Here is a 20,937-nt window from a genome sequence, read left to right as displayed (position 1 = left end):
ACGGCCGCCGCAACGTGGTGCTGGCCAGCGGTGCCGCGGTTGCGCTCGGCCTGGCCGGTCGCGCCGCTGCCGCACTCGATTCCACTTCCAAGGAGCGTCGCATGAGCACGCTGGTCATCCGCAATGCCCGCATCACCACACTCGACCCGCAGCAGCCGCACGCGCAGGCGCTGGCCGTTCAGGAGGGCCGCATCGTCGCTGTCGGCAGCGATGAGGAGATCATGCGCGGCTGGGGCAATGAAGCGACCCTGATCGACGCGCAGGGCCGGCGCCTGCTGCCCGGCCTAAACGACAGCCATACCCACCTGATCCGCGGTGGCCTGAACTACAACCTGGAGCTGCGCTGGGACGGTTTGCGCTCGCTGGGCGACGCGCTGGACATGTTGAAGGCCCAGGTCGACCGCACCCCGGCACCGCAGTGGGTGCGCGTGGTCGGTGGCTTCACTGCCGCACAGTTCAACGAGAAGCGCCTGCCGACGCTGCAGGAGCTCAACGACATTGCGCCGGATACGCCGGTGTTCCTGCTGCACCTGTATGACCGCGCGCTGCTCAACCGCGCCGCGCTGCGCGCCTGCGGCTACAGCAAGGACACGCCGGATCCACCGGGCGGGCAGATCGTGCGTGACTCGCTGGGCAACCCGACCGGGCTGCTGCTGGCCAAGCCCAACGCGCTGATCCTGTATGCGACGCTGGCCAAGGGGCCACGCCTGCCGATCGAGTACCAGGCCAACTCGACGCGCCACTTCATGCGCGAACTGAACCGGCTCGGCATCACCTCGGTGATCGACGCTGGCGGTGGTTTCCAGAACTACCCCGAGGACTACCAGGTCATCGAGCAGCTGCATCGCGATGACCAGCTGACGGTGCGCATCGCCTACAACCTGTTCACCCAGAACAAGGGCAAGGAAGTGGACGACTTCCGCGGCTGGAGCGAGATACTGCAGCCGCGCCAGGGCGATGACCTGCTGCGCCACAACGGCGCTGGCGAAATGCTGGTGTTCTCCGCGGCCGACTTCGAGCTGTTCAACGAGCCGCGCCCGGAACTGCCGCCTGAGCTGGAACCGGAACTGCACGATGTGGTGAAACTGCTGGTCGAGAAGCGTTGGCCCTTCCGCATCCACGCCACCTATGACGAGAGCATCACCCGCATCCTCGATGTGTACGAACAGGTCAACCGCGAGGTGCCGTTCGATGGCCTGCACTGGTTCATCGACCACGCCGAGACCATCACCCCGCGCAACATCGAACGCATCCGCGCGCTGGGCGGCGGCATCGCCGTGCAGCACCGCATGGCCTACCAGGGCGAAGCCTTCGTCGAGCGCTACGGCGTGCAGGCGGCGCGGCACACGCCGCCGGTCAAGCGCATGCTGGCCGAAGGCGTGCCGGTCGGTGCCGGTACCGATGCCACCCGCGTGGCCAGCTACAACCCGTGGGTGGCGTTGTCCTGGCTGGTGACCGGGCGCACCGTGGGCGGGCTGGCCCTGTATGGCGATGAGAACCTGCTCGAGCGCGAACAGGCGCTGCGCCTGTGGACCCAGGGCAGCGCCTGGTTCTCCGGCGACGAAGCGGTGAAGGGCACGCTGAAGGTGGGCCAGCTGGCCGACTTCATCCTGCTCTCGGCCGACTTCTTCCGCGTTGATGACGCGCAGATCGCCGACATCACCAGCCTGCTGACCGTGGTCGGCGGCCGCATCGTGCACGCCGACGGCGATTACGCCGGCCTGGCGCCGCAGCTGCCGCCGGCGATGCCGGACTGGTCGCCGGTCAACCGCTTCGGTGGCTACCACGTTGGCGGTGCCGCCACCGGATTGGCCGCCGCCCATCGCCACCATCACGGTGTCGCCTGCAGCACCCACGGCGCGCACGGGCATGCGGCCCGGCATGCGGCGCCCACCGACGACCTGAGCGCCTTCTGGGGTGCGATGGGATGCTCGTGCTTCGCGTTCTGAGCCTGGCGCTGCTGGCCATGCCATGGATGGCGCTGGCCTGTGACACCGGCCGCTGCACCGACATGGGCGGCGGGCAACTGCAGTGGGACGCCTCGCTGCGCTTCAGGGGGATGTACTACGACCCGGCCCGATTCGGTATCGGCGGCAGTGAAGACGGCTACGGTCTGCTGCGTGCACTGGCGTCGGCCACGTATGTCGAGGACAACTGGCAGGCACGGGTGCAGCTGGGCGTGCATGCCGAGAATGGCAAGGCAGGTGGACCCGGCCGCACCGACCGCAGCGCGCTGGACGTGCAGCAGGCGTACTGGCGCTGGCAGCGCGGTGGCTTCCATCTGCAACTCGGCCGGCAGGAAGCCGGCTATGGCAGCTCGCGGCTGTTGTCGGTGCGCGATGGGCCGAACATCCGCCTGGCGTTCGACGGTGCGCGCGTGGGTTGGAAGGGTAGATCCGGCACGCTTGAACTGATGGCGCTGCGTCCGCTGGAGAACCGACCGGGTGCCCTCGATGATCGCGGCGAACACGGCGCCCACCTGTGGGGTGCCTATGCCACCACGGCACGCGGGCGGGGCGCGGGACAGTGGGATCTGTACCTGCTGGACTACCGTCGCGACGGCGCGCGCTTTGCCGCCGGCAGCGGCACCGAACGTCGGCAGACCCTGGGCGCGCGCTGGTTCGGCCAGGCTGGTGCACTGGACTGGAACAGCGAGCTGGTGGCGCAGGGCGGTGAACTGCGAACGACCGCTGGCACGCTCGCTATCCACGCCTGGACGCTGGCCACCGATACGGGGTGGCGCTGGACGGACCTGCCGCTGCAGCCGCGTCTGGGGCTGAAGGCCGACATCGCCAGTGGCGATGGCAATCTGCACGACGGCCGCCTGGGCACCTTCAATGCCTTGTTCCCGAAGTCGGCCTATTTCAGCGAGGCCAGCTTGCTGGCCCCGGCCAACCTGATGGACGTCCAGCCGACCCTGACACTGCGCCTGCACGACGCGGTGACGACGGAACTGGGCGTACAGATGGCCTGGAAGCATCGTCGCGCCGATGCGGTCTACACCACGCCGGCACCGCTGGTGGCGTTGCCGGGCAGCGCCGGCGGCGCGCGCCGCATCGGCACGCAGTACAAATCCGAAACCCGCTGGCAGGCCAGCGAACACTGGCAATGGCAGCTGCAGCTGGCCTGGGTCGATGCCGGGCCTGCACTGAAGCAGGCCGGCGGCCGGGACACGCTGTTCGCCTCGATCGTTGGAGCATGGCAATGGTGAACGCAACCGCGTCGCAACCCCCCGCACAGGCCGCAGGCGCCTGGTCCCCACTGAAGATCCAGATGTTCCGCTCGATCTGGCTGGCGATCCTGGCCAGCAACATCGGCACCTGGGTCAACGACGTGGCCGCCGCCTGGGTGATGGCCGAACGTACCGGCTCGCCGTTGATGGTGGCCCTGGTGCAGTCGGCCACCACCGTGCCGATCGTGCTGCTGGCACTGGCCGCCGGAACCCTGGCCGACATCGTTGATCGCCGCAGGTACCTGCTGGCCACCCAGGGCTGGATGCTGCTGGTCGCCGCCGTGATGGCTGCGCTGACCGCGATGGACATGCTGACCCCGCAGCTGCTGGTGCTGCTGACCTTTTGCATGGGCTGCGGTGCGGCGATGGCGATGCCGGCGCAGGCCGCTATCGTGTCCGAACTGGTGCCGCAGCCGATGCTGGCCTCGGCGGTGGCGCTGAACTCGATCGGCATCAACATCGCGCGCTCGATCGGCCCGGCCATCGGCGGCGTGATCGTCGCCCAGCTCGGTGCGGTCTGGGCCTTCGGCTTCAACGCCATCACCTTCGCTGCGATGCTGTTCGTGGTGTGGGGCTGGAAGCGCGACCCGAAGCAGTCCAGCCTGCCGCCGGAAGGCTTCGGTGCGGGCCTGAAAGCGGGCCTGCGCTATGCCAGCCGCGCCGGGCGGTTGCAGGCGGTGTTGATCAAGTCGGTCGGCTTCTTCTTCTTCGCCGCAGCGATGAATGCGTTGCTGCCGGTGGTGGTGCGTGGGCAGATGCAGGGCGGGGCGGGCCAGTACGGCATGCTGCTCGGCTGCATCGGCATCGGTGCGGTGGGGGGTGCGCTGCTGCTGCCGAAGCTGCGCGCGCAGCTGGATCGCGACCTGCTGGTGCTGCTGGCGACCCTGTCGCTGGCCATGAGCCTGGTCGGGCTGGCGCTGACCCGAAGCTGGTACGTGCTGCCGCTGGTGATGCTGGTCAATGGCTTTGCCTGGATCACCGTGCTGTCGTCGCTGCAGATCGCGGCGCAGACCGCAGTGCCGGCGTGGGTGCGTGCGCGTGCGCTGGCGCTGTACATCATGGTGTTCTCTGCCGGCATGGCCGCCGGCGGCCTGAGCTGGGGCGCACTGGCTCAGCGCACCTCGCCGGAGCTGGCCCTGCTGGTGGCTGCCGCGGGTGCGGTCATCGGCGGGTTGCTGGTGTGGCGCGTGCGCATCGCCGGCACCGAAGACCTGAACCTGCGTCCGGCGGGGCACTGGCCAGCCCCCGAACTGTCGGTACCGGTATCCAATGATCGAGGCCCAGTGCTGGTGACCATCGAGTACCGCATTGACGATGCTGATCGCGCCGCGTTCCAGGCGCAGATGCGCGCACTGGGCACCATCCGCCGCCGCGATGGCGCCGTGGTCTGGGGCGTGGTCGAGGATGTGGCCACCCCGGGCATCCACCTGGAGTATTTCGTGACCCCGTCGTGGCTGGAGCACCTGCGCCAGCACGAACGCATCACCGCCGACGACAGGGCGATCCAGGAAGTGCTGCGCGGATTGCATCGCGGTGAGCGTGCGCCGGTGGTGCGCCACTTCGTGGGTGGGCATGACCCGCTGCCTGCCGCTGTGCCGCATCACCACAACGACATCTGACAAAAAAAGGGGACGGAGGGGATTAAGTCGTTTGTGCACAAACGACTTAATCCCCTCCGTCCCCTTTTTGCGATCGAAGGGGCGGCGGCACCGTTACAGTGCCGCCGCGGCGCATCAACTGCGCGCGAACGCCAGCAGGTCGGCGTTGAACTGCTCGGCGTGGGTGATGGTCAGGCCGTGCGGGGCACCGGCGTATACCTTCAGTTCGGCATTCTTGATGATCTGCGAGGAGAGCTTGGCCGAGGCATCGAACGGGACGATCTGGTCGTCATCACCGTGCACGACCAGTGCCGGCACGTCGATCTTCTTCAGGTCTTCGGTGTAATCCACTTCCGAGAATTCGTGCACGCAGTCGTACTGGCCCTTGACGCCACCGAGCATGCCCTGCAGCCAGAACGCATCACGCATACCCTGGGTGACCGTGTTGCCATCGCGGTTGGCGCCGAAGAACGGGGTGGTCAGGTCCTTGAAGAACTGCGAACGGTCGCCGCCGGTGCCCTTGCGGATGCCGTCGAAGACCTCCAGCGGGGTGCCGGCCGGGTTGCCGGCGGTCTTGAGCATCAGCGGCGGCACGGCGCCGACCAGCACCACCTTGGCCACGCGCGTGCTGCCGTGGCGGCCGATGTAGTGGGCCACTTCGCCGCCGCCGGTGGAATGGCCGACCAGGATCGCGTCCTTCAGGTCCAGCGCCTCGATCACTGCAGCCAGATCGTCGGCGTAGGTGTCCATGTTGTTGCCGTCCCAGGTCTGGCTGGAACGGCCGTGGCTGCGGCGGTCGTGGGCGATCACGCGGTAACCGTTCTGGCCCATGAACAGCATCTGCGGGTCCCAGGCATCGGACGACAGCGGCCAGCCGTGGGCGAACACGATCGGCTGGCCGTTGCCCCAATCCTTGTAGAAGATGCGGGCGCCGTCGGCGACGGTGACGAAGTTGCTCATTGCAGGTTCCTTGGCGGAAGGGAGGGAAGGCACCGGCAGGCTGCCGGTGCCTTCGGCAGTACAGCGCAGGTGCCGGCGACGGACTTGCACCGCTGTGCTGGATTGCAGAGGATGTGACGCATATCGCTCTGGCGGGACCCGAGTCGCGCGCCGAGGATGTCCGCAGCCCGCCTGTGGAATGCCCGGATGCCCGCCACGCGATGGTCCCTGCTGTTGTGCCTGCTGTTGCCGATGGCCGCGCCGGCTCAGACCAATGTCTACAAATGCGTGGATGGACCGCATCCGGTCTACCAGCAGACACCCTGCCAGGGCCGGGCGGCGTGGCGCTGGGATGTCCCGGCGGAGCAGTCATTGTCCCGTGGGGCGGTGGTTCCCGCAGTCACGCCATCGAAGCCGTCGCGTCGCCCGCGTCGTGCCGTCCGGGCGCAGGGCGCATTGATCACGATCAGTACGGATGCGGCGGCCTGCGAGCGTGTGCGCCGCCAGCGCGGACAGGCGCTGCTCAAACGTCGGCGGTTGGATTTCGTGCAGCGCCGGCAGCTGGATGACGCGGTCTACGACGCCTGCCAGTGAAGTGGTGCACTGAAGCGCCGAAAACAACAACGGCGCCCTGGGGCGCCGTCGTGTGCAATGCCGTGAGTGCAGCTCTCAGCGGCCGTCGCTGGTGGCGGCCGGTGCCGGCGAGGGCACGCTGTCCGGCTTGGGCAGGCTCAACTCCGGGTTGCCCTGTTCGGCCTGCAGGATCTGGATGCGGCGCTGCAGGGCGTCCAGCTGGCTGTTGGTGCTCTGCACATCGGTGCTGAGGCTGACTGCCTGCTGCTGGGCCTGCTGCAGGGCGGCGCTGACCTGCGCCGACTGTGCCTGCTGCTGTTCCATTTCCTGCTGCAGGGTGCGCAGGCGTTCTTCGTTGTAGGCCACCAGGCGCTCGGTGTAGCGCTTGCCGGCTTCCAGGCGGGTGGTGTCGATGTAGACCTGGGCCAGCTGCTCGGACTGCTGCGCGAAGGTGCGGTAGACACGTTCGGCGTTGTCCACCGCATCGGTCTTGATCACCCGCCAGAAGTTCTTCTCCTGGAACAGGGCGACGTAGTAGGTCAGGGTATTGGCGTTGAACAGCAGGCTGGCGCCGTAGTTGCCGTTGTAGGTGGTGCGCAGCTCGGTCAGCTGGCGCGAATCCATCAACTGCTTGAGCTCGTCCACGGTATTGCGCACCACCGGCGCGCTGCGCGCCGGTTCGGCTGCAGCCTCGCGGTCGCCACGCGCGGCCATCGCCGCCGGTGCCACCAGCATCATGGCCACGGCCAGCACTGCTGCGTTGCGCGCGTGCCGGGCGAAGACCGCGCCCCCTGAAGTTTCTCGCATGTCTAGACCATCCACGGATGAGTGTGGGTTGAGATGAAGGTGGTTCCCCGCCGGGAGTCTAGCATGGGCGCGGGCGCCGCCAAGGGCGGCGGTCACGGCGCGATTTCAATAGACCAGCTGTGCCGCGCTGCACTGGATCGACTGCACGTTGACGTCGGTCCGGCCCAGTTCCAGGCCCAGCACGCTGGCCAGCAGGTTGGTCAGCAGAGTGCCGACACTGTTGAGCACCGGTCGCAGTGCGGCCAGGATCGGCTTCAGCACGGTGCACAGCAGGCCGCTGCAGCTGACGCTTCCGTCCGGGTTGGCGACGCCGCTGCCACTGGCGCCATCGAGGAAACCCGCCGGCGCGGTCTGGATGTACGACGCCAGGTTGTTGCGCACGCAGCCGTTGTAGTCGATCAGGTTGCCGAGCAGGCTGTCGCAGCGGTTGATCAGCAGGCCGCCGACCAGCGAGCCGAGCAGGCCATCGAGCAGGCCCAGGCCTTGGCCGGTGACGGTCGTCCTGTAACCGGTCCACACCGAACCGTCTTCCCAGCAGGTGGTCAGGCCCAGCAGGCAGGGATTGGGGACGCCATTCTTCACCGTCCAGTTGCCCAGCGGGGCGAGGTTGCGTGCCGGATCGCCATCGCGCAGCAGCGGGATGACCTGGTCGACGTTGTAGCGTCCGCCAGTGGGAAAGGCCGCCTGCAGGTAACGATCGGCCAGCGCCTTGGCCGTGTCGTTGGCACTCATGCCCTGCTTGGGCGAGCTGAGCATGCCCGACAGCACCCGCAGCAGCTCGTTGACCAGGCTCGACACTGCGTCACCGATCGCGAGCGGATTGATCCGGGTCGAGCCGGTCTCGCCCGCAGCCAGGGTCAGGTTCTGTGAGCCGGTGAGGGCGGGCAGGGTGATCCTGTCGTTGATCAGCGGCTGGCCCAGCAGCTTCAACAGCTGTTCGTTCTGCAGCGTGGCGTCGCAGACATTGGCCTTGGAGAATCGCTGTGCGGGGTCGACGTTGCCGACGCAGGCACGCAGCACCGATGAATCGACCTGGATGGTGGCCTTGGGGGGACTGCCGCCGCACTGGATGCCGGTCAGGGTACCCATGCCGTTGGCCACGTCGACGTGCAGCGGCAGGTGCAGGCGCGTGCCGAGCAGGTTCAGCAGCGGCCCAAGCGCGAACAGGTTGTTGCTGTCCACGTCCACCATCAGCCGCACCTGCGCATTGTAGGCGCGGGTGCCGACGCCGCCGATGGCGATCGACGGCGGCTCGACCACGCCGCCCTGGATGTTGATGCCCAGCAGGTCCAGCCCCTTGATCGTCACGCCGTTGCCATCGTTGGCGATGGAGATGGCGGTGCTGATCAGGTTGAGCACGTTGATCTTCGATTCCAGTGCGCTGCCGACGGTGCCGTCGGGTGAGACAACTTCCGCGAACAGCCCGCCGCCGCCGGCCTGGCTGCCGAGCACGATGTTGAGCTTGTTGATGTCCAGCTGGGTGGCGACCAGGTCGGACAGGGCGCGCAGCTGCACGCCCACCGTCGAGTCACGGCCGACCACGGTGGCGGTGGCATCGACCAGTTGCGCCAGCGAGATCTTGTTGACCGACAGCAGGCGGTTGAAATCGGCCACGCTGAGGTTGGCGCTCACCGGGATGTTGAGTGCCTTCAGCAGGCCGGATGGGGTGACGTTGGCCTGCGCCAGACCGTCATAGGACAGCACCGTGGCATTGCTGACATCCAGGCCGACCAGGCGCAGGGTCGACAGCAGTACGGAATCGCCATTGGTGCGCAGCAGCTGCGAGCCCACCGCGAACACCGCCGTGGGCTCCGAGCGGCGGGCGACCGCCTGCACGCTGACGGTCGGCAGGCTGGTGTTCTGGCCGAAGAAGGGCAGCACGCTGCGCTCGGCGATCACCTGCACCGCATTGCGCGGGTTGCTGGCATCAACGCTGGTGACGAAACGGTTGCTGGTACCGCGGCTGGCACTCCAGTTGCCGCAGCGGACCTGCAAGGTGCCTGCGAACCTGTTCTGGGCCAGTGCGCTTTGCCGGGCGGCGCTGTTGTCGCTGTTGTCCGCGCTGCACAACTCCAGTCGCTGCGCGCCGGCCAGTGCGGCCAGATCGGCAACCTTCTGCGCATCGCGCTTGGCCCAGAACAGATAGCCGATCTCGATCAGGCCCAGCATCGCCAGCAAGGCCAGCATGACCAGCATCATGGTGACCGACATGCCGCCGCGTGCGCGGCCGAAACTGAACTGGCGTGGGCGTTTCATGGCCTACCTCAGCGTCCGGAGGAGGAGGCATCCTTGGACCGGGCAACATCGGTCTCAAAGAAGTCCGGAATCTCGTGTTCAAAGCTCTTCAGGTAACGCGCATAACTCAGGGTGGCCTGGTCACCCAGGATCGGCAGGCGCTGGCCGGCCTGCTGTCCCGACGCCTGCAGGCGGAACAGGTTGCGGGTGGCTTCGCCGCTCTGCAGGCGCGCACGCGGTGTCGCCGGCGGGGCACCGTCGGTTGCGGGGAGTGCCGGTGGCACCGCTGCCACCGCCGCGGATGCGGCGGGTGCGGGCAGCTCCACGGTGGGAAGCGGCTCGGCCTGCATCGGTGCTGCGGCCGGTGCCGACGGCAAGGGGCCACCGAGCATCTGTCCGGTCAATGGCTGCTGCTGGGCCTGCACGGCACCGGCAGCAAGCAGGCAGGACAGCACGGGCAACAGGCGTCGGGTCAGGCGCATCGCAGTCATGGTGTGCTTCCGGTCGGGTGTTCGGTGGTGCTGAAGCGTTCCAGCATCGACGGTGGCAGGCGCTGCGGATCGCGCTCGTCACGTGCTTCGCGGCGTGGTTCGGCTGCCAGCCGGGTGCTGCCCGACGCACGGGCGCCGTGGTCGCTGCTGGCCGCGGACGCAGGCGCAGGGGCGTTGACGGCGGCCGCCGCCTGCCGCTGCTGCAGGCGCGTGCGGATCTGCTGGGCCTGCTGCTGGATGCTGCGGCGCGTTTCGTCGTTGAGGTTGGCCTGTGCCGCCAGGCGCTCCGCGGTGGCCTGGTCGCCGCGCAGGAGCGCCCACAGTGCGAGATTGGCCGTGGCCTTGGCGTTGCCCGGCGACAGTTCCAGGGCCTTGGCCAGCGGCTCGCGCGCTTGGTCGAACTGGCCGGCGCGCAGCCGCGCATAACCCAGGTCGCCCAGGTAGTCGGTGTTCAAGGGCTGCAGTTGCGTGGCGCGCGCCAGCGCCTGTTCGCTGCCGGCGTCGTCATCGCGGCGTGCAGCGATCAGGCCCAGGCCGTGGGCGGCCGCGGCGGCCTGCGGCCCGCTGGACAGCTCGCGATACAGCGCGACCGCTGCGTCGCTCTGGCCAGTCTCGCGCAGAGCGTCGGCCTGCAGCAGGCGCAGGGCGGGGCGATCACCATAGCGTTGGCGGAAGGCCTCCACGTGGGCGAGCGAGGCATACCAGGCGCCCTGCTGCTGCATGCGCTCGATCAGCTCCAGATAGGTGTTGCGGCTGTCCTGCGGATCGGGCTCCGGCGGCGCAAGGCTGGGCGCCCGCACGTACTTCGGCGTGGTCGATGCGCAGCCACTGGCCAGGGTGGCGAGGGCGACGGCAAGCAGCAGGCAGGGGGTGCGCAGGGCAGGCATCAGGGCGATCCCATCTTGGACATGGTGGTGGCCAGCGCGACCAGCGCTGGACCGGCAAGCACCAGCATCAGTGCCGGCAACAGGGTCAGCATCATCACCACGGTCATCTTCACCGAGAGCTTGCCGACCTTTTCCTTCAACGTGTTGCGGCGCTGCTCGCGCAGGCGGATGCTGAACTGGCGCAGCGGTTCCTGCACGGCGCCGCCGTGCGCATGCACCTGCAGGATCAGCTGCATCAGGCTGGCCAGGTCGTCATCGGCGTAGACCTCGCTCAAGCGCCGCAGTGACTGCGCGCGGGTGCGGCCGTGGGTGTAGGCCACGTTGGCTTCCTGCAGTTCGCCGCCCAGTACCGGCAACGCATCGCGCAGCTTGTCGCCCAGCGTCTGCAGGCTCTGGTCCATGCTGAAGCCCACGCCCTGCAGCAGGCGCAGCAGGTCGATCAGCAAGGGCAGTTCGTTCTCGACCGCGCGGCGGCGGCGCTTGACCCACGACGACAGCACGAACTTGGGCAGCAGCAGCCCGGCCGCCAGCGCACCGATCACCACCATCACCCTGGCCAGACCGTGCGCGCTGCTGAACGCCAGCGCCAGCGCCAGCACCAGCAGCGCAAGCAACAGGCGCAGGCCGAGATAGATGGCGGTGCCGCGGCGCGTGTTCCAGCCGGCCAGGTCCAGCAGCAGCCTGTCCTCGTTGGCCAGCAGCGCGGCCTCCAGGCGGCCACCACTGAGCGAGCGCCCGAAGCGCTCGAGCCAGCCCAGCGAGTCGCGGCGCGTGGCCTCGGTGTCGCGGGCTTCCCCGCGCGGCTGCAGGGCGGTCTTCAGCGCGGCCGAGGTGCGGTGCTCGCGATGGCTGCGCACCCAGCCGGCAATGCCGAGCAGGGCGACGCCCGCTGCCAGCACCAGCAGCGAAAGGGCAAACCAGGCGCTGGCGCTCATCGGGCACCTCCCGGGTAGCTGCGGGCGGTCATAGCGATTTGGCCAGGCGGTACAGCAGCAACGCCCCGAGCAGTTCCAGGCCCAGTGCGATCAGCAGGATCCTGTGGCCGAGCGGGTCATGCAGCACCGGCTGGAAGAACGCCGGGCTGGAGATCGCCATCAGCACCGCACTGGCCGGTGGCAGCAGCCCCAATACCCAGGCCGACATGCGGGTTTCCGAGGTGGTGGCGGCCAGCTCCTGCTGGGCCTGCTCCAGGTCGCGCATGAAATCACCCATGCGCTGCAGGATCTGGTCGGCGCGCCCGCCGATGCGCACGCTCACCCCGATCACCACCGCCAGCACCTTCAGCACGTCCATCCGGTACGGCTGTGCGGCCAGGCTCAATGCACGATCCAGCTCCATGCCGCTGCGCGCATAGCGCACCGTGGTGTCCAGCAGGCCGCGCAGTGGCGCGCTGGTCTGCATCGAAGACACCTGGAACGCGGCCTGCAGGCTGTTGCCCAGCGCGGTGAGGCGGACCAGGTTGTCGAGGAAGTCCGGCATCTGGTGCAGCAGCTGCGCGCGCAGTCTCGTGATCCGGCGCATCACCCACAGCCAGCAGCCCAGCAGGTACAGCAGAAGGGTCAGCGGAAACATCCAGGCCGTGCCCAGCCGCACCGCCGCCACGACCGCAAGCACCAGTCCCGGTACCAGCAGCATCAGTGGCAGCTTCCAGCCCGGCTGCAGGCCGGCGCGCTGCAGGACGCCATCCCAGGGTAATGCGCGGCTCCCACTGCTGGCGGGGCGGGCCGAATCGTTCGCCGCCGCAACGGCAGGCCCGGCCGGCACCGCACCGGCCGTGCTGCCGCGTGCCAGCTGCTGCTCGGTGTGCTGCAGCGAGGCCTGGCGCTGTTCACGGCTGCTGGCGGTACCCCACAGCCAGACGGCCAGCGCCAGCAGCACCGAGATGATGCTCAACACGCCCAGCAGCAGGCCGGTGCCCATGTTCAGAAGTCCCCGTAGAGTGATTCGCGCAGCTGCTGGCGGAACGGCTCCAGCTTGTGCGAATGCGGATGGAAGCCCAGGCCGATCCAGCGGTCGGTCTCGCGGCCGGTGCCATCGATCTGCACCTCGTGGCGGAACATCTCCTGGGTGGTGATCAGGTTGTCGCTGACCCCGGTGATCTCGGTGATCGAGACCAGCACCCGGCGCCCGCTGCCCAGTCGCGAGATCTGCACGATGAAATCAATGGCGCTGGCGATCTGCCGGCGCAGGCTGTCTTCGCTGCCCTGGAAGCCGGCAAACCCGGCCAGCATCTCGATGCGGTACAGGCAGTCGCGCGGCGTGTTGGCGTGGATGGTGGCCATCGATCCGTCGTGGCCGGTGTTCATCGCCTGCAGCATTTCCAGCACTTCAGCGCCGCGCACTTCGCCGACCACGATGCGGTCCGGGCGCATGCGCAGGCTGTTGCGCACCAGGTCGCGGATGCTGACCGCGCCCTGGCCCTCGGCGCCGCCGATGCGGCTCTCCAGGCGCACCACGTGCGGATGGTTCAGCGAAAGCTCGGCGGTGTCCTCCACGGTGATGACGCGCTCATCGGCCGGCACGTAGCTGGCCAGGGCATTGAGCAGCGAGGTCTTGCCCGAGCTGGTGCCGCCGGAGACCAGGATGTTGCAGCGCCCCAGCACCATCGCCTTCAGCAGTGCCTGCATCGGTGCGTCGAAGGTGCCCTTGGCGAGCAGTTCGTCGGGGGTGAACGGGTCCTTGCGGAACTTGCGGATGGACACCATCGGTCCGTCCACCGCCAGCGGCGAGATGATCGCGTTGAGGCGGCCACCGTTGGGCAGGCGCGCGTCGACCATCGGATTGGAATCATCCAGCCGGCGGCCGAGCGGGGCGAGGATGCGGCGCAGGATGCGCAGCAGGTGGGTATCATCGGTGAAGCGCTGGGTGGCGCGCTTGAGCTGTCCGCCCTGCGAAACGTGCACGTCCTTGAAGCCGTTGATCAGGATGTCTTCGATGGAGGGGTCGTGGAGCAGGTCGTCCAGCGGGCCGAAACCGGTCAGCTCCTTGACCAGTCCCTCGGCGACCACCTGCATCTCTTCTTCGTTGATCGGGATGCGCCATTCCTGGATGAAGCCCACGGTCTGGACCTGCACCCAGCGGGCGATGGTGTCCGGGGCCCAGGAATCGATGTCGATGCGCTCGTCCTCGATGCTGTTGAGCAGATGCTCATGCGCGGCCGACAGCACCTTCTGGTACTGCTCGGTCTGCGCGAACGGCAGGTGGCCCGGGGCAGATTCGGGCAGTACCGGGCGGGCAACGGCATGCGGGAACGGGGTTACCTTGTCTTCCATTGCGATCCACCCAGGGCAAGGGAGAGTCTTTCCCGCAGGCCATGCGGCTGGACCGGGCAGGCGGCCGGATCCAGGCGCGACACGAGCGGGGCGAGGGCACGCAGATAGGGGTCGCGCGGGGCATCCTGCAGCAGCAGGTGTCCCTGGCTGGCGGCCAGGCGCACGCGCGGTCGTTCGGGCAGCGTCGCCAGCAGCGGTACTTCGAAGCGGCGTGCGATCTGTTCCGGGCTCATGCCGCTGCTGTCATCGTGGCGGTTGATCACCAGTTGCAGGCGCTTCTCGCGCTCACGCTGGCCCGCCAGGTGCTTCAGGGCCTGGTCCAGAGAAACCAGCGTGGCGATCGAGGCATCGGTGACCAGCCAGATCTCGTCGGCCTGGTCCAGCAACAAGGGCGGAAGCTGCCGCAACGGGCAGCCGCCGGCATCGCACAGCACGCTGGCGAACACGCCGCGCAGGCGCTGCAGCAGCGCGCCAGGATCGGAGGGCGGAACGGCATCGCTGCCACTGGCACGATCCAGCAGCACCAGCCCGGAGTCATGGCGCGCCATGGCCGTGCGGGCGAGGGTGGCATCGATGCGGCTGGCATTGCGCAGCGCGTCTTCGTAGTGGAAGCGGCTGTCGAGATTGAGGTACAGCGCGAGGTCGCCGGAGGGCTGCGCCAGCTCCATCAGCAGGCCGTCCTGCTGCACGGCTTCGCCCTGGGCCAGGGCGCGCGTCTGCTGCGCCAGCACCGAAAGATGTGCGGCCAGGGTGCTGGTGCCGACGCCGGCGCGCACACCCAGCAGCACGATCAGGCGTGCCTTGTGTGCGTGCTGGGCAACCGCTGCCGGGCGCGGAGACAGGGCGCGCCGCAAGGCCGCCTCGATGCCTGCGTCGTCACTGTCCAGGTCCAGTACATCGCGCAGGCCGGCGCGCAGCGCGATCACCACGCCTTCGACCTGGCCGGCGCTGGTGGCGCCCACGGCCACCAGCGGCAGGTCCGGTTGGGTCTGCTGCAGCTGCTGCGCCAGCACGCTCGAGGCGGCCGCATGCTCGGGCCGGAAGTCGAGCAGCACCAGGCTCTGCGGGCCGCGTTGCAGGTCCTGGGCGGAGGTGGGGGCGTTGCTGTCCTGCCAATGCAGGGCGGTGCTCGGCGGCAGCTTGGCGGCCAGCCGGGGCAGCAGTTCGCGGTCGATGCCGTACAGGACCAGGTTCATTGGCGGTCCTTGCGGATGCAGCGGCTGGGCGGTGGCGTAGGGCATGGGCGTGGTATCGCAGGCATCATGGAGTCAGCGCGAGAATCCGGGCACCGGGTCCTGGCTGACCGGACCCAGCAACCAGGAACCCCACTCGGGGAGATGCGGCCTGGCTTCGCGCTCGCCGGGCAGCGGCAGTTCGGTGTTGCGCGCCAGTGGCTGCACCAGGCGCGGGGTGACGATGATCACCAGCTCCTTGTCCTGGCGCTTGTAATCGAAGTTGCGGAAGAACGAGCCGATGATCGGCAGGTCGCCCAGCAGCGGAATCTTGCTGACGTTGGAGACGATGTTGGAGCTGACCAGGCCCCCGATGACGAAACTCTCGCCATCACCCAGCTCGACGGTGGTGTCGGCGCGGCGGGTGGTGATCGAGGGAATCTGCACGTTGTTGAGCACAATGGCATTGCTGTAGTCCAGGTCGCTCGCTTCGGGCGCTACCTTCAGCGCGATGCGGTTCGCTGCCAGCACGGTCGGGGTCACGGTCAGGCCGATGCCGAACGGCTTGTAGGTGATGGTGGTAGTGCCAAGCCCCTGCGGTTCCAGGATCGGCAGTTCGCCACCGGCCAGGAAACTGGCGCTCTGCCCGGACAGCGCCACCAGCGTCGGCTCGGCCAGTACGCGGGCCATGCCATTGGCCTGCAGCAGTTCGACATCGGCGTTCCACAGCCCCTTGGTCGAGCCGAAAACAAGGCGGAATGCCGAGGAAATCGGCGAGACGGCCTCGTTGCTGCTGTTGCCTTCCTTCATGCCGGGCAGCAGGCCGGTGTTGCCCGGCAACCCGGTGCCGGGCCGCGCGAAGCCGTAGGCGAAGCCGCCGTTGCGGTTCTGGAAGTTGATGCCGATCTGCTTCATCGCGGTCTTGTTGAACTCGACCACCTTGACCTCGACCTGGACCACACCGCCGCTGCTGATGGTGGACGTATCGGCAAGCGCACCTTCCTTGCCCAGTGCCATCGCCGCCGTGCGTTGTTCCTGCATGTGCGAGAGCACGCTGTCAGTGCTTCCCTGCAAAAGGCCCTGCTGGTCCTGCTGGGTGAACACCAGATCGTTGCCGCCGGTGCTGGCCGCACCCTGTACGGCGCTCTGCACCCGTACTGTCACCCGTTGCGGCTCGGCCTGCTTGCGGTGCCACAGCAGCAGGGTGGTGGTGCCGGGCATCCTGCCCACCAGCAGCGCCTGGCGCTGGCCGCGCAGCATCACGATGTCGGCAACGCCGGGGTCGGCAATGGCCACCCGTTCCAGGTCGGCCGGCAGGTTCCAGGGACGCTGCTCACGGGCCTGCAGCACCAGGTCATCGGCGGCCACGCTCGTTGCCGGTGCCAGCAGCACCAGCAGCAGGGCCAGCCACCGCTGGCGGGGAGAAAGGCGTGGACGGCGGCGACGTTCGGTCATGGATGCGCTCGATGCAGGTCAAAGGGAGCCACGGGGGGCGGAACTGTCGCCACGGATGATCTCGATACCCGAAGCGCGCGGGGGGCTGCGACGGGGCGCCGGCGCACGCGCGGGTGCATCCGCGTTGCTGCGTGGCGGGGCACTGCCGCGGCCGGCCAGCGCGTCGCCGTCGATACCGGCGAAGGCGTGGTTCTCCGGGCGCTGCAGTGCCAGCTGCTGCTCTGCGTCGAGCCCACGCAGCGGATCGATCACGCCGCGCGACTGAGGGAACAGTGCGAGGTCGGGCAGGCCCGTATCAGCGGGATTGCGCAGCGCCAGGAACAGCTTGCCCTGCTGCGCACCCAGCAGCAGTCGATTGGCGTCCGCCACCGGTACCGCCAGCACCGCGCTGCGCGCGGGTTGCGGGGCTTCATTGCTGCTGTGGCTGCCGCCACTGCCGGTGATGTCGGCCGCGCGCGGGTCGTTGCGGGTGTCGGCCTCGCTATTGGAGGTGGCTTCCGAGGCGACCGGCGCGATGTCCTGCTGCCCATAGCTCAGCACGCGCAGGCGCGACAGCAGCAGGCGCGTCTGCGCGGCTTCGGCGGGGCTGTTGATGCTGGGCTGGGCATTGCGCAGGTTGAGGAAGACGTCGACGAAGTCGCCGGGAAGGATGCGGTTGCCGGCACCAACCAGTTCGTCCACGGGCACGGCCAGTGCGCGCTCGCCCGGCCGCAGCTGCAGCGAGAAGCCCTGTGCCAATGCGCTGCTGCTGATCGGGCTGCCTTCGGCGATGTCCTGCACCGGCACCTTGCCGACCACGGCGGCGATGCTGGTGGCGGCACCGGCGACGGGGGAGGTGCGCTGGGCCAGGCGCAGGTCGTTGGCGCTGATCGGCTCGCCCGCGGGCAGGCGCGCCACGGCTTCCACCACCGTGATGGCCTGCACTTCGTTGTGCGCGATCGGCGCGGCCGTGACCGGTGCGGCCGGTTTGCGCCCGATCATGAAGGCGATCAGCGCCAGCAGCACGGCCAGGCCGATCAGGGCGACGGCAGCGATGCGGGTCAACTTGAGCATGGAACCGTCTCCAAAATACCGGTCATCAGTTGCCGCTGCCGAGATCGAGCTGGGCGACCGCGACGCTGCGGATGGGAGCCTGCATCACCCACTTGTAGAGCGTGGCGGTGCCGGGCAGGAAGGGATGGCTGGCGTAGTCGTAGCTGACTGTCACGGTCATGCACTGGGCCGTGGCCAGGCCGGCGCAGGGCGCCTGCGCGGACACCACGATGGCATTGCTGCCCCCCGCGCTGCAGTCCACGTTCTGCTTGGAGAACTGCAGCAGCCATTGCATCGAGGTGCGTGCGGCGACGCAGGCGGCGGTGCGCCGTTCGCCGGCGGTGCCGTAGCGCAGCGAGGCGCGCGCACCTTCGGCCGAGGCGGTGGCCAGGGTCTGCTGCGCTGCCATGATCATCACCCCGGAGAAGGTGAACAGCAGCAGCGGCAACAGGCCGAGCATCAGCATCAGGGCGAACTCGATGCTGGCGACGCCGCGTTGCCGGCGCGGGCTGCGGATGTTCATGGTGCACCTCCGTAGATGCTTGCCAGCACCCAGCCGATGGCGGCGAGTGCGAGGTAGGCGGCATAGGGAATGCCACGTCGTCCCTGGCGTGCGGCCTGCATGTCGCGCAGGGCCGGATGCGCGTGCCATTGCGTGCTGGTGCGATTCACCTGCATCTGCAGGTGGCCGGGCAGCAACACGCCCAGGCGCCGGCCCGCCAGCACCAGCACGGCGTGCAACCCGGCGGCGAGGCTGGCGACCAGCCAGACCGGCAGCAGCGCCTGCCAGCCCAGCATCAGCCCCAGCACGGCAAAGAACTTCACGTCGCCGGCGCCCATCCAGCGCAGGGCATAGAACGGCAGCAGCGCCAACAGGCCGAGCGCCGCGCCGGCAACGTGGGGCAGCCACGGCTGGCGCGGCGCACTGAACTGGCCGAAGACGATCACCACGGTGGCGATCACGCAAGCGGCGATCAGCCAGGCGTTGGGCACCCGACGGGCATACAGATCACTGATCGCGATCCGCAGGCATACGCCGATGGCCAACAATCCCAGCAGTGTCATCGCACACTCCGTCGTCCGTCACTGGACGGTCTTCGCCTGGTTCCATGCGCCCCACCGTCGCGGCTCTGCCTGCCGCGCGCGGTCGCCGCTCAGGTCGTCGAGCCCGACGCCTTGGTGGCCAGTGCGGAGAGGTTCTTGAACAGCGTTTCGAAGAACCCCTTGATCTGGTCGTTGCCGACCGCGATCAGGACACCAGCGATGACGGCAGCCAGCAGCCCGTACTCGAGCGCGGTGACACCGTCTTCTTCCTTCAGGAATTTGCGGATCGATGCGTTCATGACCAATGTCTCCCTCTACCTGTCTGCGGATGCAGTACACCTGCGTTGGGCGGTGGCCCGGCTCCGCCGGGATCGTCCGTGGGCCTCCGCGCGTCCTGGCGGAGGAGGCACGGCGGGATGGGCCCGCTGTGCTCAAGCAGGGTGATCGTCTCCAGGCAGGCCGCCAGCCGCACGGTCGCGACCGCTCGGCCCGGGGCCGGTGGTCGAGGCAACCAATGATGCGTGCGTGGTCATGCTGTCCCCCTGGGTGCGGCCGGATCAGTTGGCCGGATCACCGTGCTATCGACTTTGCCTGAATGGACGTTGGCTGCAACAGGAACCTATATGCAAATTCGGCAGAAACCCCGCGATGCTGAAACTTTCAGGCCGTTTCTGTGACGAGAATCCGTTCGAAGGCAAAACGATTCATGGTCGTGCAGATTATGTGATTTCCATTTTCCGGCGCATGCGAAGACCGTGCCAATGGCGCCGACATTTTCTTCATCTGTGTATCTTTTTTCTTCATTGCAGCCCGCGGGTTTACCTTCGACGATTATCGGGCATACTCGCATTCAAGCTGTTGCATTTCCATGGTTGGCCGCATCGGAGCCGATGCGGCCAGCACGACAACGGAAGTGGTTTCTGGATCGCTGCGCGCCCTGTCAGGCAGTGGGGGCCGCATCGCATGGCGGATCAACGGGGGACAACACTGTCATGGTCGATGGTGGGGTAGGAGACAGCGGCGACAGCGGCCTGCGGTCGATAGACCTGGCCACGCTGAGCGGCGTGCTTCGTGTCTGTGATGTCGAACTGCTGCTGCTCGATGGCAATGGGCCACGTGCGGCATTCGCTTCGCGCGTGCACGAGGAAGCCCTGTTCTGCAGCATCAGCTGCGGTTTCCACTGCCGCGGCCGTTTCATGCTGCCGCCGGACTGGGCGATGCTCGGGTACCTGCACGCCACCGATGAGACGCTGAGCTGGTGCCATGGCGTACCGCTCACGCCGGGGATGGCGTTGACGATCATGCCGGAAGGCATCAGTGAGTTCACCCTGAGCCCGGGCACGCACATGACCCTGATGCTGCTGCCGGTGGCACGGGTGCAGCGCAAGCTGACCGAACTGAGCCTGCGCAGCACGCCTCCCGCTGGCCAGGCACTGTCACTGTTCAATCTGGCCAGCGAAGGCACGCCGTTGGCACGCCACTACCAGCAGCTGCACCTGCAGCTGGGGCAGGGTGCAGGCCTGCAGCCGGAAGAAACTGAAACCCTGCTGCACGAGCATGTGCAGGCCCTTCTGGGTGCCGGTGCGGCGGATCGCCCGGGTTGCAGCCGTGCACGGCGTACGCATTATCTGATCGCACAGCGGGCAGAGAACTTCATGCGGCTCAACCTGCGCCGCAATATCTACATGAATGAAATCTGCGATGCGGCTGGGGTCAGCGAGCGCGGCCTGCGTTATGCGTTCGAGGACCTGTTTGGAACCTCGCCCAACCGGTATCTCTCCATGCTGCGCCTGTGCGCGGCCTGCCGCAGCCTGTCGATGGCCGATTCCAGCCGTCGCTCGGTGAAAGCCATCGCCCTCAGCTGCGGCCTGTGGGATCTTTCGCGCTTCGCCGACAATTACCGCAAGGTATTCGGCGAACTGCCGCGCGATACCCTGATGCGCGCGCCCGCGCAGATCGGCCAACCGGCCTGAGCCAAGCCCCGCAAGGGTTTTCGCGGCATTCGTGCCGGAATTGCACATCCGCTTGCCGATCATGTTGCCGCTTCTGCATAAACGGCTGCCGATTCCGGCCGTGGATTTGCCGGAATGCGCGATTGCCGTGCCGGATTGAAGTGCGCCGCCACCGTTGCAACCGCTGAAATGTCAGTCACCTGCCTAACGGCAAGTCCACTGACATTCCAGTTGTTCGCCTACGGGGG

19 protein-coding genes are annotated in these 20,937 nt (G+C 67.9%); 5 read left to right on the top strand and 14 right to left on the bottom strand.

Features of this window, described 5'->3' with window-relative positions; all coding sequences use genetic code 11:
• Nucleotides 1-101: 101 nt before the first annotated feature.
• The 3 genes from ACT6SE_RS12045 to ACT6SE_RS12035 are packed head-to-tail and all read left to right on the top strand — an operon-like array spanning nt 102 to nt 4,851.
• Nucleotides 102-1,949: an amidohydrolase gene (locus tag ACT6SE_RS12045; protein ID WP_172412173.1), complete on the top strand. Its 1,848-nt coding sequence runs from the start codon at nt 102-104 to the stop codon at nt 1,947-1,949.
• Nucleotides 1,928-3,211, top strand: a complete 1,284-nt coding sequence (locus tag ACT6SE_RS12040) for an alginate export family protein (protein WP_046431135.1) — start codon at nt 1,928-1,930, stop codon at nt 3,209-3,211. Before ACT6SE_RS12045 ends, ACT6SE_RS12040 begins: the two co-directional genes overlap by 22 nt.
• Nucleotides 3,205-4,851 (top strand): MFS transporter, encoded by a 1,647-nt coding sequence (locus ACT6SE_RS12035; protein WP_049420754.1) that lies wholly within the window; start codon nt 3,205-3,207, stop codon nt 4,849-4,851. Before ACT6SE_RS12040 ends, ACT6SE_RS12035 begins: the two co-directional genes overlap by 7 nt.
• A gap of 114 nt (nt 4,852-4,965) precedes the next feature.
• Here ACT6SE_RS12035 and ACT6SE_RS12030 read toward each other — a convergent pair whose 3' ends face one another.
• Nucleotides 4,966-5,790, bottom strand: coding sequence for an alpha/beta fold hydrolase (locus ACT6SE_RS12030; protein ID WP_014647467.1), 825 nt, complete (start codon nt 5,788-5,790; stop codon nt 4,966-4,968).
• Nucleotides 5,791-5,976: 186 nt separating this feature from the next.
• Here ACT6SE_RS12030 and ACT6SE_RS12025 point away from each other — a divergent pair, with 186 nt between their 5' ends.
• Complete coding sequence (locus ACT6SE_RS12025) at nt 5,977-6,363, top strand: hypothetical protein (RefSeq protein WP_014647466.1); 387 nt, start codon at nt 5,977-5,979, stop codon at nt 6,361-6,363.
• Nucleotides 6,364-6,438: 75 nt separating this feature from the next.
• On the opposite strand, the gene ACT6SE_RS12020 is transcribed toward ACT6SE_RS12025, so the two are convergent.
• The 13 genes from ACT6SE_RS12020 to ACT6SE_RS11960 all read right to left on the bottom strand — a co-directional run bounded on the left by ACT6SE_RS12020 (nt 6,439) and on the right by ACT6SE_RS11960 (nt 19,036).
• Nucleotides 6,439-7,149 carry a DUF2968 domain-containing protein gene (locus ACT6SE_RS12020; RefSeq protein WP_014647465.1) on the bottom strand — a complete coding sequence of 237 codons (711 nt, stop codon included), beginning with the start codon at nt 7,147-7,149 and terminating at the stop codon, nt 6,439-6,441.
• Nucleotides 7,150-7,254: 105 nt separating this feature from the next.
• A complete protein-coding gene (locus ACT6SE_RS12015; RefSeq protein WP_046431126.1) occupies nt 7,255-9,405 on the bottom strand; it encodes a TadG family pilus assembly protein in 2,151 nt (716 codons plus the stop codon).
• Between the two features lie 8 nt (nt 9,406-9,413).
• Nucleotides 9,414-9,875 (bottom strand): DUF3613 domain-containing protein, encoded by a 462-nt coding sequence (locus tag ACT6SE_RS12010; RefSeq protein WP_046431123.1) that lies wholly within the window; start codon nt 9,873-9,875, stop codon nt 9,414-9,416.
• Complete coding sequence (locus ACT6SE_RS12005; RefSeq protein WP_046431120.1) at nt 9,872-10,762, bottom strand: Flp pilus assembly protein TadD; 891 nt, start codon at nt 10,760-10,762, stop codon at nt 9,872-9,874. Before ACT6SE_RS12005 ends, ACT6SE_RS12010 begins: the two co-directional genes overlap by 4 nt.
• A complete protein-coding gene (locus tag ACT6SE_RS12000; RefSeq protein WP_046431118.1) occupies nt 10,762-11,697 on the bottom strand; it encodes a type II secretion system F family protein in 936 nt (311 codons plus the stop codon). Before ACT6SE_RS12000 ends, ACT6SE_RS12005 begins: the two co-directional genes overlap by 1 nt.
• A gap of 28 nt (nt 11,698-11,725) precedes the next feature.
• Nucleotides 11,726-12,682, bottom strand: coding sequence for a type II secretion system F family protein (locus ACT6SE_RS11995; RefSeq protein WP_046431116.1), 957 nt, complete (start codon nt 12,680-12,682; stop codon nt 11,726-11,728).
• A gap of 2 nt (nt 12,683-12,684) precedes the next feature.
• A complete protein-coding gene (locus tag ACT6SE_RS11990) occupies nt 12,685-14,034 on the bottom strand; it encodes a CpaF family protein (protein WP_014647459.1) in 1,350 nt (449 codons plus the stop codon).
• Nucleotides 14,019-15,275 (bottom strand): AAA family ATPase, encoded by a 1,257-nt coding sequence (locus ACT6SE_RS11985; protein ID WP_041863560.1) that lies wholly within the window; start codon nt 15,273-15,275, stop codon nt 14,019-14,021. Before ACT6SE_RS11985 ends, ACT6SE_RS11990 begins: the two co-directional genes overlap by 16 nt.
• A gap of 27 nt (nt 15,276-15,302) precedes the next feature.
• Nucleotides 15,303-16,661, bottom strand: a complete 1,359-nt coding sequence (locus ACT6SE_RS11980; protein ID WP_032962552.1) for a type II and III secretion system protein family protein — start codon at nt 16,659-16,661, stop codon at nt 15,303-15,305.
• Between the two features lie 18 nt (nt 16,662-16,679).
• Nucleotides 16,680-17,714, bottom strand: coding sequence for a Flp pilus assembly protein CpaB (gene cpaB, locus ACT6SE_RS11975; RefSeq protein WP_046431112.1), 1,035 nt, complete (start codon nt 17,712-17,714; stop codon nt 16,680-16,682).
• Nucleotides 17,715-17,739: 25 nt separating this feature from the next.
• Entirely contained in the window at nt 17,740-18,216 is a 477-nt protein-coding gene (locus ACT6SE_RS11970; protein WP_032962550.1) for a TadE/TadG family type IV pilus assembly protein, read from the bottom strand.
• Nucleotides 18,213-18,758, bottom strand: a complete 546-nt coding sequence (locus ACT6SE_RS11965) for an A24 family peptidase (protein WP_046431106.1) — start codon at nt 18,756-18,758, stop codon at nt 18,213-18,215. The genes ACT6SE_RS11970 and ACT6SE_RS11965 overlap by 4 nt, the downstream gene beginning before the upstream one ends.
• 89 nt (nt 18,759-18,847) lie before the next feature.
• Nucleotides 18,848-19,036, bottom strand: coding sequence for a Flp family type IVb pilin (locus ACT6SE_RS11960; RefSeq protein ID WP_005416979.1), 189 nt, complete (start codon nt 19,034-19,036; stop codon nt 18,848-18,850).
• Between the two features lie 693 nt (nt 19,037-19,729).
• Here ACT6SE_RS11960 and ACT6SE_RS11955 point away from each other — a divergent pair.
• Nucleotides 19,730-20,710, top strand: coding sequence for an AraC family transcriptional regulator (locus tag ACT6SE_RS11955; protein ID WP_032962548.1), 981 nt, complete (start codon nt 19,730-19,732; stop codon nt 20,708-20,710).
• The last annotated feature ends 227 nt before the right edge of the window (nt 20,711-20,937 follow it).

The sequence above is a fragment of the Stenotrophomonas sp. LC732 genome (genome assembly GCF_052446685.1).
Taxonomy (GTDB): domain Bacteria; phylum Pseudomonadota; class Gammaproteobacteria; order Xanthomonadales; family Xanthomonadaceae; genus Stenotrophomonas; species Stenotrophomonas muris.
This window is presented reverse-complemented; position numbering and strand designations above follow the sequence as displayed.